This window comes from Streptomyces yamdrokensis, assembly GCF_053890455.1.
Genome location: NZ_CM132679.1, coordinates 6773970 through 6790232 on the forward strand (window position 1 = coordinate 6773970; position 16263 = coordinate 6790232).

General features: G+C 71.5%; 11 protein-coding genes and 1 pseudogene. 5 read left to right on the top strand and 7 right to left on the bottom strand.

Going from position 1 to position 16263, the window contains the following annotated elements; all coding sequences use genetic code 11:
- The first annotated feature begins 13 nt into the window (after positions 1-13).
- From ACWZEH_RS29970 to ACWZEH_RS29980, 3 genes are all read left to right on the top strand, one after another.
- Positions 14-334 carry a 4a-hydroxytetrahydrobiopterin dehydratase gene (locus ACWZEH_RS29970; protein WP_456194190.1) on the top strand — a complete coding sequence of 107 codons (321 nt, stop codon included), beginning with the start codon at positions 14-16 and terminating at the stop codon, positions 332-334.
- A 5-nt stretch (positions 335-339) separates the two neighbouring features.
- Positions 340-1125, top strand: a complete 786-nt coding sequence (locus tag ACWZEH_RS29975; RefSeq protein WP_456194191.1) for a class I SAM-dependent methyltransferase — start codon at positions 340-342, stop codon at positions 1123-1125.
- A gap of 68 nt (positions 1126-1193) precedes the next feature.
- Entirely contained in the window at positions 1194-3089 is a 1896-nt protein-coding gene (locus tag ACWZEH_RS29980) for a rhamnogalacturonan lyase (RefSeq protein WP_456194192.1), read from the top strand.
- Positions 3090-3158: 69 nt separating this feature from the next.
- Here ACWZEH_RS29980 and ACWZEH_RS29985 read toward each other — a convergent pair whose 3' ends face one another.
- Both ACWZEH_RS29985 and ACWZEH_RS29990 read right to left on the bottom strand, forming a co-directional pair.
- Complete coding sequence (locus tag ACWZEH_RS29985) at positions 3159-5858, bottom strand: cellulose binding domain-containing protein (protein ID WP_456194193.1); 2700 nt, start codon at positions 5856-5858, stop codon at positions 3159-3161.
- A gap of 154 nt (positions 5859-6012) precedes the next feature.
- On the bottom strand, positions 6013-8931 hold the full coding sequence (locus ACWZEH_RS29990) for a glycoside hydrolase family 48 protein (protein ID WP_456194194.1): 2919 nt from the start codon (positions 8929-8931) through the stop codon (positions 6013-6015).
- Between the two features lie 713 nt (positions 8932-9644).
- Between ACWZEH_RS29990 and ACWZEH_RS29995 the strand changes: the two genes are divergently transcribed.
- A complete protein-coding gene (locus ACWZEH_RS29995; protein ID WP_456194195.1) occupies positions 9645-11366 on the top strand; it encodes a glycoside hydrolase family 6 protein in 1722 nt (573 codons plus the stop codon).
- Between the two features lie 217 nt (positions 11367-11583).
- Complete coding sequence (locus ACWZEH_RS30000; protein WP_456194196.1) at positions 11584-12513, top strand: class I SAM-dependent methyltransferase; 930 nt, start codon at positions 11584-11586, stop codon at positions 12511-12513.
- A 97-nt stretch (positions 12514-12610) separates the two neighbouring features.
- Here the strand turns inward: ACWZEH_RS30000 and ACWZEH_RS30005 are convergent, their stop codons facing one another.
- The 5 genes and pseudogenes from ACWZEH_RS30005 to ACWZEH_RS30025 form a co-directional block, all read right to left on the bottom strand.
- Positions 12611-13438, bottom strand: coding sequence for an aldo/keto reductase (locus tag ACWZEH_RS30005; RefSeq protein WP_456194197.1), 828 nt, complete (start codon positions 13436-13438; stop codon positions 12611-12613).
- Positions 13439-13481: 43 nt separating this feature from the next.
- Positions 13482-13670, bottom strand: coding sequence for a hypothetical protein (locus tag ACWZEH_RS30010; protein ID WP_456194198.1), 189 nt, complete (start codon positions 13668-13670; stop codon positions 13482-13484).
- Positions 13671-13761: 91 nt separating this feature from the next.
- Positions 13762-14964, bottom strand: coding sequence for a DUF4185 domain-containing protein (locus ACWZEH_RS30015; protein WP_456199913.1), 1203 nt, complete (start codon positions 14962-14964; stop codon positions 13762-13764).
- A 236-nt stretch (positions 14965-15200) separates the two neighbouring features.
- Positions 15201-16049 carry a formate dehydrogenase accessory sulfurtransferase FdhD gene (gene fdhD, locus ACWZEH_RS30020; protein WP_456194199.1) on the bottom strand — a complete coding sequence of 283 codons (849 nt, stop codon included), beginning with the start codon at positions 16047-16049 and terminating at the stop codon, positions 15201-15203.
- Positions 16050-16078: 29 nt separating this feature from the next.
- Positions 16079-16240: pseudogene (locus ACWZEH_RS30025) on the bottom strand (2Fe-2S iron-sulfur cluster-binding protein); the annotation flags it as partial.
- Between the last annotated feature and the right edge of the window lie 23 nt (positions 16241-16263).

Here is a 16263-nt window from a genome sequence, read left to right on the forward strand (position 1 = left end):
AGGAGCGCAGCCCATGCCCGACCCCGCCGCATCCGACGCACCGCTGTCGCCGAAGGAGATCGAGGAACGGCTGGACGGCCTGCCGGGCTGGTCGCTCGACGGCGGCCGGCTCACCCGTTCCTACCGGCTCGGCTCCCACTTCGCGGCGACGGCGATGGTCGTCCACGTCGCCCGGGTGCAGGAGGAACTCGGCCACCACTCCGACCTCACCCTCGGCTACAACACCGTGTCCGTCGCCGTCCAGACGCACAGCGCGGGTGGCGCCGTCACCGCGAGGGATGTCGAACTGGCACGCAGAGTAGAGGACTTGGCCCCCGGTCACGGTGCACACTGAGGTGTGTGCTCGACTACGACGAGGAAGCGGGGCGGTACGACGCCTCACGGGGCGGTGAGCCCCGGGCCGCGGCCGCCGCGCAGGCGGTGCTCGACCTGATCCCCCTCGGGGCGCGCGACCTGCTGGACATCGCCTGCGGCACCGGCATCGTGACCCGGCGCTTCCCCGCCGTCCGCCCCGGCCTGCGGGTGACCGGTGTCGACCTCGCCCCGTCGATGACCCGGATCGCGGCCACCCGTCTGCCCGGCGCAGTGGTCCGCGCGGACAGCCGTCGTCTGCCGTTCGGTGACGCCCGGTTCGACGCCGCCGTCAGCGTGTGGCTGCTGCACCTCCAGTCCGGCCCCGAGGACGTGCGGGCGCTCGTCGGCGAGTGCGCCAGGGTCCTGCGGCCCGGCGGGGTCTACGTCACCACCGTCGACAAGGCCGCCTCGCACAACGTGGGCAGCGACATCGACGCCGTCCTCGCCGCCCGCCCGCGCGGCCCGGTGCGCGACCTCGCCGCCGACGTGGCGGCCTGCGCCGCCGAACAGGGCCTCGTCCCGGCCGGACAGACCGTCTTCCGGGGCCACGGCCAGGGCCGCAGCCCTCGCCGTACCATCGCCGACCTGCGCCGCGGCTGGTTCGTCACCCTGCCCCCCGGCTCCCCCCTCGCCGACGCCTTCGCCGCCCGCCTCGCCGCCCTCCCCGACCAGGACCGCCCCCGCCCCGACCCGGTCTTCCGGTTACGGGCGTTCCGAAAGCCGCCGAAGCCGCCGAAGCCGCCGAAGCCGCCGACGTCCCTTGCGGGATGAGGCAACCGAACCGGGACCGGTGACCACTGAAAGGCGGAATCCCCCCGCCCTCCCTGGAGGTTCGTCCCGTGAAGCACCTGCACTTGCATCCAAGGAAGCACGCGCACAGGTCACGCAGACGCCGGTTCGCCCTTCCCGCGGTCCTCACCGCCGTGGCCCTCGCCGGGGCCGGGCTCACCGGGCTCGGCGCCGGTCCCGCCGAAGCCGCCACGGCACGCCAGGTCGAGGCACTCGACCGGGGCGTGGTCAGCGTGCACAACGGCAGCGGCAACCTGGTCGGCTGGCGCTGGCTCGGCACCGATCCGGACAACGTCTCCTTCAACGTCTACCGGGCCGGTACGAAGGTCAACGCAAGCCCCGTCACCGGCTCCACCACGTTCTTCCACTCCGGCGCCCCGTCCCACGCCGACTACACCGTCCGCGCCGTCGTGAACGGCGTCGAGCAGGGCGACTCCGTGCACGCCGTCCAGTTCCGCGGCGGCTACAAGGACGTGCCCATCTCCCCGCCGGCCGGCGGCACCACCCCGGACGGCGTCTCCTACACCTACGAGGCCAACGACGCCTCCGTCGGGGACCTCGACGGCGACGGCGCCCTCGAGTTCGTCCTCAAGTGGCAGCCCACCAACGCCAAGGACAACTCCCAGTCCGGTTACACCGGCAACACGATCGTCGACGGCATCCGGCTCGACGGAACCCGGCTGTGGCGCATCGACCTGGGCCGCAACATCCGTTCCGGCGCCCACTACACCCAGTTCCAGGTGTACGACTACGACGGCGACGGCAAGGCCGAGGTCGCCATGAAGACCGCCGACGGCACCCGGGACGGCACCGGCGCCGTCATCGGGAGTTCCTCCGCCGACCACCGCAACTCCAGCGGCTACATCCTGTCCGGCCCCGAGTACCTGACCATGTTCAACGGGCAGACCGGCAGGGCCATGGGCACCGTCGACCACGTCCCCGCCCGCGGCACCGTCTCCTCCTGGGGCGACTCCTACGGCAACCGCGTCGACCGGTTCCTCGCCGGCACCGCCTACCTCGACGGAGCCCGGCCCTCCCTGATCATGGCCCGGGGCTACTACACCCGTTCCGTCGTCGCCGCCTGGGACTGGCGGGGCGGCACCTTCACCCGACGCTGGACCTTCGACACCAACTCCTCCACCAACAGCGGCAAGGGCTACGACGGCCAGGGCTCCCACAGCCTCTCCGTCGGCGACGTCGACAACGACGGCAGGGACGAGATCGTCTACGGCGCGATGGCCGTCGACGACAACGGCAACGGCCTGTGGACCACGAGGACCGGTCACGGCGACGCCCAGCACCTCGGCGACCTCGACGCGTCGACCTCTGGCCTGGAGTACTACAAGGTCTCCGAGTCGGCCTCCCAGCCCGCGGCCCTGTACATCGACCCCGCCAACGGATCGGTCCGCTGGAAGCTGTCCGCCTGCTGCGACAACGGGCGCGGTGTCGCCGGTGACATCTGGTCGGGCAACTCCGGCCCCGAGATGTGGTCCTCCTCCGACGGCTCCGTCCGCGACGAGGGCGGCGGCACCAAGGGCCGCAAGCCGTCCTCCGCCAACTTCCTTTCCTGGTGGGACGGCGACCCGGTGCGTGAACTCCTCGACGGCACCCGCATCGACAAGTACGGCACCTCCTTTGACACCCGCCTGCTGACCGGGTCCGGGGTCGCCTCCAACAACGGCACCAAGGCCACCCCCGTACTGTCCGGCGACATCCTCGGCGACTGGCGTGAGGAGGTCGTCTGGCGCACCGGCGACAACACCGCGCTGCGCGTCTACTCCACCCCGCACGACACCAACGTCAAGATCACGACACTGCTCCACGACACCCTGTACCGCACCTCGCTGGCGTGGCAGAACACTGCATACAACCAGCCGCCGCACACCGGCTTCTTCATCGGTGACGGCATGCCGACCCCGCCGCGTCCGGCGGTCTACACCCCCTGAGCAGGGCCGCGGGGCACGTACGGCCGACCCGGCCGCACGTGCCCCGCGGGCTCCCCGCTCCTCAGCCGGTCACCTCACCGTGCAGGCCCGCCCGCCGAGTTCGAAGGCCGCCGGCCGCGTGTTCGTCGCCGAACGGCTCGCCGTGAAGCCGAACCCGATCGACGAGCCCGCCGCGACGGTGCCGTTCCAGTCGGTGCTGCGTACCGTCACCGCCGGACCGGACTGGGTGTGGGCCCCGTTCCAGAGCTGGGACACCCGCTGTCCGTCCGCGAACGACCAGGTCAGTGACCAGCCGTCCCAGGCGTCCGACCCGGTGTTGGTCACCCGGACCTGGGCCTGGAAACCGTCGGGCCACTGGTTGGTGACCTCGTAGGCCACCGCGCAGGCCCCCGTCGGCTCCGGATCAGGATCGGGGTCGGTACCTCCGCCGCCGTCGTCCCCGCCTCCGGTGTCCGAGGTGTCGCCGTAGACGATCCCGCGGCCGTTGGTCGCCACGTACACCCTGCCGTACACCCGCGGGTCACCGGTGATCGCCGCACCCGTCCAACCCCACTGGTGGGCGTCGTCGTTGATACGCGTCCAGGTCTGCCCCTGGTCCGTCGAGCGGAAGATGCCGCGCACGCCGTCGATCCTGGCGCTGGTGAAGACGGTCTGGTACGAGGCGTCGGGGGCCGCCTTGCCGAAGCCGACGGTGTCGGCCTCGTCGACGCCCCGCAGCCTGGTGAAGCTCTGTCCCCCGTCGGTGGAGCGCCACAGACCGTACGCCCCGCCGCTCTCCCCGCCGGCCAGCCAGATGTCGCCCCTCGCGCCCGGCAGCGCCTTGTACCGCACGCTGTCACCGCTCGGCAGGCCGGTGGCGGGGGAGGCCGTGAAGGTGGCACCGCCGTCCGTACTGACGTAGAACGTGCCGGACTTGAAGCCGTAGAACGTCTTCGGATCCACCCGGTCGGACTCGACGACCGCCCCTTCGGGGATGCCGCTCGACGCCGACCACGAGGTGCCGAAGCCGGTGGTGTGGTGCACCCCGGCGCCCCGCGGGCTCCACACGAAACGGCTGCCGTCGGCGCCCGCCGCGACCGTGCCGCCGCCGCTGACGCCCGAAGGGTCGGTGCCCGCGAACCAGTTGGCGCCGTTGTCCGTCGAGAACGCGATGTGCGGGCCGGAGTCCAGGTCACCCGCCCGGACCACCGTATCGGGGCTGGACTCGGCGAAGTCCAGACTGGTGGTACCGGTGAAGTTCGGCTGGGTGAACATCATCGACGGCACCTTCGTCAGGTCCGTGTGCCGGAAGCCGCCGACATCGAGGAGTCCGCTGATCAGCGGCGCGCCCGACGGGGGAGAGACGAGGTCGTTGACCGCCGTCTCCTCCAGGCCCCGCACCATGGGCTCGATGGTGAACGTGGTGTCGCTGTCCCAGTTCGTGAGGTTCTCGGTGCCGTAGACCGTCGCGCCCGTCCCGTACATCATGCGGTCCGGGTCGAACGGGTCGATCTCCAACGCCTCGGTCATCCACCCCAGTTTGGGCGTCTGCTCGGGCGGTGACGGGTTGGCGCCCCAGGTCAGCCACGGCACGGACGAGACGTCCATGGTGTAGCGGTCGACCCGGTTCGGGTACGGGGAGTAGTCCCACGCCTGCGTCCACGTCGCACCGCTGTCCGTGGAGCGGAAGATCTGGGTGTCCGGCCACCAGGAGCTGTACGCCGTGGCCATGAGGGTGCCCGGGTTCTGCCGGTCCACCGTCAGCCCGCTGAAGCCGTAGTATGTGTCGGCCTCGGCGACCGGGCTGACGTCGGTCCAGGTCCCGGTCGCGGTCGCGTACCGCCACAGCCGGCCCTTGCCGCCGTCGTACGGACCGCCCTTGTCGCTGTATGCGATGTACAGGTGACCGTTCCCGGTGTCCAGGACGCCCTTGTGCGCCAGGTGCCCGGTCGGCTGCCCGGCCATCCGCTCCCAGGTGGCACCCGCGTCCGTCGACCGGTACACCGCGTTCTCCGTGTCGGCGACGCCCACGTAGATCGTCCGCGTCGCGCTGCCCGGCGTGCCCGTCGACTCGTCGAAGGTGACCCAGACGACGCCCTGGTTGTCACTGGCGTACCCGGAGGTGTCACCCGGGTCCTGCGCGTAGTTGCCCGGGTTGGGGAAGGCCGTCACCTCCGACCAGCTCGCGCCCGAGTCGGTCGAACGCCACAGGCCGTTCCCGCTGGGCGCCCCCAGGTACAGCACGCTGTTGCGGTGGGGGTCGACGGCCAGGCGTTCGCCCATGCCCCGCCCCGGCATGTTGCCGCCCAGCTTGAACGGCAGGTCGGCCTTCTGCCAGGTGGCGCCCCGGTCGGCGGAACGCAGCACCGCGCCGTTGTCCGGGTCCCAGTCGTTGGTGTACGTGCCCGCCGCCGCGTACACGCGGTCCGGGTCCACCGGGTCGGAGGCGAGGCTCACCACGCCGGTGTGTCCCCAGTCGTCCCAGCCGACCGAGTCCAGCAGCGGCGTCCAGGTCTTCGTCCCCTCCTGCCACCGGTAGGCGCCGCCGATGTCCGTGCGGGCGTACGCCAGGTTCTTCTCGCTGCGGTTGAAGACGATGCCGGGGACGAAGCCGCCGCCGTCGATGCGGGCGTTCTTCCAGGTGTACGTGTCGGCGGCGAGCGCGGACCCCGCCGGGGCGTCGGCCGCGGCGGAGCGGTCGGGGGGAGCGGCGGCGAGGGCGGGCGGGCCGCCCGTGAGCAGGCCGGCCGCCAGGGCGAGCACGGCCGCCAGGACGCGGGTTCTTCGCACGGTGAAGTCCTTCCTCGGGGTGGGGGGAGGCGGGAGGAGCGGGGGAGGGGAGCGTGCGAGGGCCGGGCGGGCCCCCCGTGCGCGAGGGGGCCCGCCCGGCCGCCGTGGCCCCGGCGTCAGGTGCCGGGGCCGGCACGCGGAGCGCCGGCGGGGGCTATTCGAGGAGCTCCGCGTACGAGCCCATGGCCAGGGCGATGTCGGCCTGGGCCCAGAACCGGTGGTACGTGAAGGTGGGCGCGGCGCCGCCCGCCAGATAGGACTCGATCTTCGACCAGGCCGGGTCGTCCTGGTAGAAGGAACGGATCGAGTCGAACGTCGACGACGAGTCGATCCTGTCGCCGTTGGGCATGGTGCCGGTCCAGCCGCTCGGCACGTGGAGGGGGTCGTCGAAGCGGTGGTAGTCGGCGCGGGTCTCCGGGACGGCGATGCCGAGGTCGTCCTGGTGGTTGTCCCACATGCCGTCGAGGAGCGCCTTCGCCGTGTCCGCGGCCTCGGTGTCGCCCGAGCGGTCCGCGTAGTAGGTCAGTGTCTTGGCGTAGGCCGCGGCCACACCGACGTCGTTGGTGTAGTCGGTGACGGTGACGTGCAGCGAGCTGTTGGCGCCGGGGGAGGACGGGTTCCAGGTGTCGGGGCTGCCCGACCACTGGAGCGTCGCCGGGAGGCGGAAGGTGCCGTCCGGGTTGACGGTCGTCTCGGACAGTGCCCAGTCCACCCACTTGTCGAGGACGACCTTCGCGTCCGCGTCGCCCGTCTGCTGGTAGTACTCGGCGACCCGCTCCATGGACCACGCCTGGAAGCCGAACCACTGGTTGGACGGCGGGTCGTGGTACACCGGCTTCTCGTCGTAGTGCATGCCGTAGAACGTCGGCGTCCCGGCCGGCGGTGTCGCGTAGCGGCCCGCCCAGCTGTTGGTGGCGCCGCCCGCGATCGCGCCCTCGTCGGACTGCAGCCAGCGGTAGAACTCCAGTTGCCGGTCCAGGGACCTGCCCCAGTCCGCCGCCCCCGTCGCCGAGTCCGGCTTCAGGGCGTCGTAGGAGCTGAGGGCGTAGGCCGCCAGGGGGTTCTGGTAGCCGCCGTGCGCGTGGCTGGAGCCGATGCGCCAGGCCCAGCCCGCCGAGGTGTCGGTGGCACCGCCCCAGGCGTAGTACCAGGACATCAGGTAGTGCGAGGCGTCCTTGCCGGTACCGGCCGGGCAGGAGGAGGGACTGGTGCAGTTCCCGACCTTCTTGAAGTACTTGTCGTACATGGAGTAGCGCAGGTAGTCGCCCATCTTGGCGGCCTTGGCGACGGTGCTGGAGATGTCACCGCCGTTGCCCTGCTCCTTGGCCCACAGGTCGGCCCAGTAGGCGGCCTGCACCGCGCGCGCGTCGGCGTCCGGGGCGTTGGTGAACTTCCACTGCTTCGCGTAGGAGGTGTCCTGGGTGAACAGGTCCAGATACCCGTTCTCACCGCCGTACTTGAAGGCGTCGCAGGTGGGCTGCGGCACCGTCTCCCACACCGACTCCTGCGCACCGCGCTGGAAGGTGTTGATGTACGACGGCCCGGTCGCCGTCGGACCCGCCTCGCACCGGCCGGGCTCGTTGCCGTAGCCGTAGGTGTTGTCCACGTCCTGCAGCCAGTGCATACCGTAGACGTCGTCCGTGCCGTACGTGGACCTCAGCTCGGCGGCGATCGGGTCCGGGCCGACGGAGACGCCGGTGTCCAGCGGCGCCGGGTACTCGGCGGGGGTGTCGAGCTCGGGCGCGTACGTCGCCGGCTTCGAGGCGTTGTAGAAGGAGTTGGTCGGCTGGTCCGCGTGGGTCGGGATCATGTACCGCTCCATGATGTCCCAGGCCCCGTTGAACTTCGACCAGTCACCGGTCACCTTGCCGTACATGGCCTGCAGCCACAGCAGGTAGCTGTACGCCTCCGAGGTGGTCTCGTGGCCGTGGTCCGGCGCCTCGACGATCAGCGTCTCCACCGAGTGGTACGGGATGCCCTCGGGCGAGAAGTACCCGTTCGCCGGGTCGGTGATCTTCCCGTAGAGCTCCAGGAAGCGCGCGTCGTACGCCTTCGTCGCGCCCAGTTGCGTCACCGTGACCGCCGCCTCGGTGTGCCCCGGGGCCGACGACTCGAAGACCGCCGAACCCGTGCCCGACGCGTCGGCACCGATCGTGACCTTCTGCGCGGTGTCCCAGTTCGACGGCGTGAAGGTGAGCGAGCCGCCCGCGGTGACCGACAGCCCCGGGTTGCCGCTCGCGCGGGTCGTCGTGACGGTCGTGTTCGCGCTCGGCCGCGTCGACAGCTTCACTTCGTACGTGCCCGACTCGCCCTGCCGTACGCCCAGTTGGGAAGGAGTGGCCACGACGACCGGACCGGAGGCGACGGTGATGCCGACCGGGGCCGAGTTCGCGGAGGCGCCCAGGCTGTCGTAGGCCTTCGCCGTCAGTGAATGACTGCCCACGGTCAAACCAGCGGCGGAAAGCGTGAAGGGCGCGCTCTCGTCCGTGCCCAGCAGCTCGGTGTCGTCGTAGAACTCCACCTTGGTGATCGTCGCGTCGTCGGCCGCCGCCGCGGTCGCCGCGAGCGGAACCGTTTCGCCCCGCGTGTAGACCGCGCCGGCCTCGGGGCTGGTCAGCACGGTGATCGGCGGCTGGTGGGCCCCCGTGCAGGTGGTGCCGTTGACGGCGAAGGAGGAGGGTGCGGCGTTGCTGCCGCTGTAGGAGAACTGCGCGCCGGTGGTGACGGCGCCGCCGGCCGCGATCCGCGCGTTGTATCCGGCGTTCTGCACGGTCACGGTGGAACCGGACTGGCTCCAGCTGCCGTTCCAGCCGTTCACCAGCCGCTGGTTGCCCGTGTAGGCGTAGGTCAGGGTCCAGCCGTCGATGTCCTCCGCGGCACGGTTGGTGAGGGTCAGATCCGCGGTGAAACCGGAACCCCAGTCATTGGTCCGGTAGTCCACGCTGCACTGGACGGCAGCCGCCTGGGCGGGAGCCGATCCCGAGGAGAGCATCGTCAGCGGAAGCGCGAGTGCTGCCGCGGCGGCCGTCCACAGTCGCCGGAGGCCGCGGCGTCTTCTGGGTGGGGGATGCATGGTGCTGGTTCCTCCTGCGACTCGGAGATGTCAAGGCTTGAACCAGTGGGAGCGCTCCCATAGTGAGGATGGGGTCCAAGGCGGTCAAGGCTTGTGGAGAGTCGAAAAGATTCGATGACCGAAGTTCAGTGAATGTCGGTAACTCCCCTGTTCTTTGCCGTCACTTGGCGCTAGCTTCATGGACACCAGTGGGAGCGGTTCCACCAGTCGACGCGTCCGTCACGGCACGCCCGAACTGCAAGGAGTCGCTCATGTGGCACCCCCCGCGTTCAGTACTTTTACGTCCTGTCGCCGGTACGTCCGTGCCCCGCGCGGGCACCCCGGCCGCACCGGTCGTCACGGCGCACGAGTCCGCGCCCGTGTGCACGGCGGAGCCCTCCGCCGCGGCCTCCCCGCAGGACGCCGGCACCGCGGTCGCGGTGTTCCCGCTCGACGGCACCACCCGCACCCCCGGCGCGGGGGCAGCGCACTCCCGTGGGACCCCTCACGGCCGGTCCGGCCCCCGCACGTCCCGGACCGCGGACCGGGCCTCGTCCTGATCCTCCGCCCCGAGGCACCCCCCACGCCCACGCCCACGCCCACGCCGTACGGCACCGGACGCGCGACCCACGCGCGCCCCGGTGAGATCACTGCCGACCGTCAACCTCCCCTAGGGACAACCCTCTTCGGACAGCGCGACCCGTACACCCCCAACGGATAGGAAACCCGCACTCATGAGTCGCACGAGAACCGCGCTCCTCGCCGCCATGGCGCTGGTCGCCGGTGCCACCGGCACGGCGTACGCCGTCGTCCCCGACGGTGTCGGCGCCGCCGCCGTCCCCTGCACCGTCGACTACCAGGTGCAGAACCAGTGGGGCACCGGCTTCACCGCCGCCGTGACCGTCACCAACCTCGGTGCCGCCAAGTCGTCCTGGTCGCTGAAGTGGTCCTACGCGGGCAACCAGCAGGTCACCAGCGGCTGGAACGCCAAGGTCACCCAGTCCGGCAGCAACGTCACCGCCGCCAACGAGTCCTACAACGGCACGCTGGCGACCGGTGGTTCGGCCAGCTTCGGCTTCCAGGGCACCTACAGCGGCACCAACGCGATTCCCGCCACCTTCACCCTCGACGGTGTCACGTGCAACGTCGACGACGGAGGCCCGACCGACCCCACGGACCCGACCGATCCGCCCGGTCCCGGCGACCGCGTCAACAACCCGTACAGCGGTGCCAAGGTGTACGTGAACCCCGAGTGGTCGGCGAAGGCCGCCGCCGAGCCGGGCGGCGACCGCATCGCCGACCAGCCCACCGGGGTCTGGATGGACCGCATCGCCGCCATCAACGGTGTGAACGGCGGCATGGGCCTGCGCGACCACCTCGACGAGGCGCTCGCGCAGAAGGGCTCGGACGAACTCGTCGTCCAGCTGGTCATCTACAACCTGCCCGGCCGTGACTGCGCCGCCCTCGCCTCCAACGGCGAACTCGGCCCGACGGAGATCGACCGCTACAAGACCGAGTACATCGACCCGATCGCCGAGATCCTCGGTGAGGAGAAGTACGCCCCGCTGCGGATCGTCACCACCGTCGAGATCGACTCCCTGCCCAACCTCGTCACCAACACCGGCAGCCGGGCCACCGCCACGCCCGAGTGCGACGTGATGAAGGCCAACGGCAACTACGTCAAGGGCGTCGGCTACGCCCTGAACAAGCTCGGCGACGTGGGGAACGTGTACAACTACGTCGACGCCGGCCACCACGGCTGGATCGGCTGGGACGACAACTTCGGCGCCTCCGCCGACGTCTTCCACGACGCGGCCACCGCCGAGGGCGCGACCCCGTCCGACGTCCACGGCTTCATCACCAACACCGCCAACTACAGCGCGCTGAAGGAGGAGAACTTCACCGTCAACGACTCCGTGGCCGGCAAGTCCGTCCGCGAGTCCGGGTGGGTCGACTGGAACCGGTACGTCGACGAGCTGGGCTTCGCCCAGGCCTTCCGGAACGAGCTCGTCTCGACCGGCTTCGACACGAACATCGGCATGCTGATCGACACCTCCCGCAACGGCTGGGGCGGCAGTGACCGGCCCACCGGACCGGGCGCGACGACCAGCGTCGACACCTATGTCGACGGCGGACGCTACGACCGCCGCATCCACATCGGCAACTGGTGCAACCAGTCGGGCGCCGGACTGGGCGAACGCCCGCAGACAGCACCCGAGAACGGCATCGACGCCTACGTGTGGATGAAGCCCCCGGGCGAGTCCGACGGGGCCAGCGAGGAGATCCCGAACGACGAGGGCAAGGGCTTCGACCGGATGTGCGACCCGACCTACACGGGCACCCCGCGCAACGGGCACAACCTCACCGGCGCCCTGCCGGACGCCCCGGTCTCCGGTCACTGGTTCTCGGCGCAGTTCCAGGAGCTCATGCGGAACGCGTACCCGCCGCTGCCCTGACCGACCGACCGACCGACCGACCGACCGACTGACCGACTGACCGACTGACCGATCGACCCCGGTCCGCCGGGGACCGGGCCGCGTGCCCGGCCCCGGCGGACCGCTCACGCCCGTAGGGCGATTTTGGGAAACCGCTTTGCCGGAGCGGCAACAATACTGGCCTCCGCCGGGCGCGTCGGCGCACTCTGGCCGCATCCGAGCGGAGAGGCTGACCCCCATGGCGCAGCACGACCACGACCAGCACCACCCCGGGCACCGGCACGACGACCGGCACGGCCACCACCACGGCCACGGCGCGACGGACACCGGGATCGACTGGGCGGAGATGGCCTCCCTGCTCGAATCGGAGGCCGAAATCTTCACCCCCCTGTACGAACGGGCCCTCGGCTGGCTCGCGAAGGAGGTGACCGAACCGGGGCTGATCGTGGACGCGGGCAGCGGACCGGGTGTCATCTCGTGCCTGTTCGCCGAGGTCTTCGAGGGCGCCCGCATCGTGGCCGTCGACGGCTCCGCCCCGCTGCTCGAACGGGCCGCGGACCGCGCCGCCCGGCACGGCGCCGGCGACCGTTTCGGGACCCTCGCCGGTGAACTCCCCGATGTGCTCGACGAACTGGAGTACCCGGCCGACCTGTTGTGGGCCAGCCGCAGCGTCCACCACCTCGGCGACCAGCGCGCCGCGCTCACCGCCTACGCCGCCCGGCTCGCGCCCGGCGGCACGCTGGCCGTCCTGGAGGGCGGACTGCCCACCCGGTACCTGCCGCGCGACATCGGCATCGGCCGGCCGGGGCTCCAGAGCCGTATCGACGCGGTGGAGGCCGACTGGTTCACCCGGATGCGCACCGAACTGCCGGGCTCGGTCGCACACACCGAGGACTGGCCGGCCCTGCTGACCGCGGCCGGACTGCACCACAGCCGCTCCCGCACCTTCCTCCTCGACCTCCCCGCCCCGGCCACCGACCGTGTCCGGGCACACGTCGTCACGACGCTCACCCGCACCCGCGACAGACTCGCCGGGGAACTGGACGCCGAGGACCGCGCCACCGTGGACCGCCTCCTCGACCCCGCCGACGGGGCGAGCCTGCACCACCGCTGCGACGTCTTCTTCCTGACGGCTCACACGGTGCACACGGCCGTCCGCCCGGTGTAGGGCCGGTCCGGGCCGGCAGCGCCATACGGACGGCGGCCTCCCCGTGCGCAGGGAGAGACCGCCGTGTCCTGTTCCAAAAGGCCGGGAAGGCCCGGGGTCAGTTCACCGTCGCCGGGTCCGATCCCAGGCGGCGGTCCTCGTTCAGCGCGCTGATCGCCGCGAGGTCCTCCGTGTCCAGGCTGAAGCCGAACACGTCGATGTTCTCCTCGATCCGCGACGGTGTCACCGACTTGGGGATGACGACGTTGCCGAGCTGGAGGTGCCAGCGCAGGACGACCTGTGCCGGCGTGCGCCCGTGCTTGCGGGCGATGGCCACGATCGCCGGGACCTCCAGCAGGCCCTTGCCCGAGCCCAGTGGCGACCAGGCCTCCGTGGCGATGCCCCGCTCCGCGTGGTACTCCCGCGCGGCGGACTGCTGGAGATGCGGATGGAGCTCGATCTGGTTGACGGCCGGGACGACCGACGTCTCCTCGAGCAGGTGCTCCAGGTGCTCGGGCAGGAAGTTGGACACGCCGATGGCACGGATCCGGCCCTCGGCGTACAGCTTCTCGAACGCCCGGTACGTGTCGACGTAGCGGCCGCGGGCCGGCATGGGCCAGTGGATGAGGTACAGGTCCACGTAGTCCAGGCCGAGCTTGGACAGGGAGGCGTCGAAACCACGCAGGGTGGTGTCGTACCCCTGGTCGTCGTTCCAGAGCTTGGTGGTGACGAAGAGGTCCTCGCGGGGGATGCCCGAGGAGGCGACGGCCCTGCCGGTACCCGCCTCGTTGCCGTAGACCGCCGCGGTGTCGATGCTGCGGTAGCCCGCCTCCAGTGCCGCCGCGACGGCCGTCTCGGCCTCGGTGTCCGGTACCTGCCAGACGCCGAAACCCAGCTGGGGCATCGTGACGCCGTTGTTCAGGGTGATCGGGGGGACCATGCTCACGAGCTTTCGATCCTTCGGTCGGTGTCCGGTGGAACTACCATGGTCAACGATCACCGCCCGTGATGCATTCCGGACAGCACATCTCACGCACGGTGAGCGCGTCACCGGGCCGTCGGACACCGCCGTACGGCGGACCCCGCGCGCGGTACAGCGCCTCGGCCTGCTCCCGGTCCAGGGTGCCCGGGGCGGCGATGCGCGGTCGGTCGTTGCCGACGAGGACGCACCGGTTCACCGAAGGGCCGGACGGGAATCCGGCTCCGAGCAAGGTCCGGTGCCGTGATCTCCACCGGATCTCCCCGTCGGCGGGGCGGTCGCCGAGGGGGTCACCGCCCCGGTCCCAGCCGGAGCGTCACGAACCGGGGCCGGTACAGGGAGACGTTCCGGCCGAGCAGCACCGCGGCACCGGACTGCTCGAGCAGGTTCACGTCATAGCTGAGCACCAGCCGCCCGTCGCCGCTCAGTTCCGGGTGCGTCTGCGGGTTGTACGCGCCGGTCCCGCCGTGCGGCAACGCGGGGCTGAACTCCTTCGCCGGGCCGTGCCACGGTCCGGCGGGGGAGCAGGACCAGTACGCCGCCACAGTGGTCAGTCCCTCGACGCCCGTGGCCATCGTGAACAGGACGTACGTCCCGCCCTCCCGCACCACCGAGAAGGCGCTGCCCACACCCGTGCGGTGCCCGTCGCCGAGCACCGGGTGAGGGCGGGCGCGGGTCTGCCACACCGTGCCGTTCCAGTACTCCCAGGCCGCCGGGTCGCCGAGCCCGCCCTCCGGGACCCGCGCCGCGTACGCCTGCGAGGCCTCGCGGGAGACGGCCCGGCCGTCGTCGCCGCCGAAGACGTACGTCCACCCGTCCTCCTCGACCAGGGTGGTGCCGAACAGCACCCTCCGGGACGGATCGGGCACGTTCTGCTGGTCCAGCACGGTCTCCACCGACTCCAGGCGCAGGTCGGGCAGGGAGAGCGTGGCGACCTCGGTGGCGGTCGGCACCCCGTAGATCCACGGGGACCGCCCCGCCGTACGCACCCACAGCAGTACCCGGACGACCTGCTCCGCGGAACCGGGGGAGCGGGGCTCGACCCGGGCGCCGACCGGCCAGCGCCACCGGTCCGGGGCAGGATCGGGGAAGAGCGGGGCGGGGAGCGTGGACTCCAGCCGGCCGTCGCGCATCAGGACGGCCGAGTTGCGCACCATCGGCGCGCTCGTGTCCCGCCAGGCGTACGGCTCGCCGACCGGGTTGGGCGGGCTGTGCACGCGGCCCAGAAACGTGTCGGAGAACAGCCACAGCAGCCGGCCGTCGGGCAGCCGCACCGAGTGCGTGCCGTCGCCGCCCGTCCAGTCGTCGGTGCGGGCGCCGTCGTCGCCGTAGCGGGCGAACTCGGAGGTGAGGGCGTCGTCCTCGGTCCAGGACGCGACGGTGCGCGGTGTGCAGGCCCCGCCGTCCGGCCGCCCGTCGTCGCGGTCCGGGAGGCCCGTGACCAGCACGGTCCCCAGGAGCAGGGCCAGGGCCAGTACGAGTACCAGGCCGATCCAGGCCCCTGTTCCCCGTCGCGCCGGCGCCTGTGGCTGTGGTCGCGTCGGTGGCGGTGGCTGTACGCGGGTTCCCGCGCGTGCTGGTGCTGCGTCGTCGGGCACGCTCAGGGACGTTAGTGGCCGGAGCGGAGCGGGTCCATGGCGCCTGACGCCCCGACGCCCCGACGCCCCCGAGCGTGGCGCGGTGGCCGCGGGGTGGAGGGAGGGGCCGTCGCCGTGCGGCGGGGGAGCGGTCAGCCCTGGGCGGCCGGGGCCCGCAGGGCTACGCGGTCCTCACCCGCGTACACGTTCATGGAGCTGCCCCGCAGGAACCCGACCAGCGTCAGCCCCGTCTCCGCCGCCAGGTCCACGGCCAGCGAGGACGGCGCCGAGACGGCCGCGAGCAGGGGGATCCCGGCCATGACGGCCTTCTGCGCCAGCTCGAAGGAGGCACGGCCGGAGACCATCAGGACGGTCCGGGACAGCGGCAGACCCCCGCCCCGCAGGGCGCGGCCGACCAGCTTGTCGACCGCGTTGTGCCGGCCGACGTCCTCCCGGACGTCCAGCAGTTCCCCGTCCTCGTCGAACAGGGCCGCCGCGTGCAGGCCGCCCGTCCGGTCGAAGACCCGCTGGGAGGCGCGCAGCCGGTCGGGCAGCCCCGCCAGGAGTTCCGGGGTGACGCGCAGCGGCGGACTGTCGGCGACGGGGTGGCGGGTCGTGGTGCGCACCGCGTCCAGGCTCGCCTTGCCGCACAGGCCGCAGGACGAGGTGGTGTACACGTTCCGCTCGAGCGTGATGTCCGGGATCACCACGCCGGGCGCGGTCCGCACGTCGACCACGTTGTAGGTGTTCACCCCGTCCGCCCTCGCGCCCGCGCAGTACACGACGTTCCGCAGATCGGCTGCCGTCGCCAGGACCCCTTCGCTCACCAGGAAGCCGACGGCCAGCGCGAAGTCGTCACCCGGGGTGCGCATCGTGATCGCCAGCGGCTTCCCGTTCAGCCGGATCTCCAGGGGTTCCTCGGTGACGAGCGTGTCCGGGCGGCTGGACACCACCCCGTCCCGGATGCGGACCACCTTGCGTCGTTCTGTGACTCGTCCCATGTCCCCAGTCCCTGGTCGGTCCCTGGCCGGTCCCGGTTCCGTACGTGCTGACAGCCGAATCGGCCCTCGCCGCACAGATTGCCGTGCGTCACCGGATCGTCGTGCGGTGACGCGACCTTCACGATCTCATTGTCCTGCACGTGGTCCCGCGCGTGCGGCGTGAGGCCGCAGCCCACTCCGCGGTATCCGCACGCCGACTCGAGTCGCACGCTCA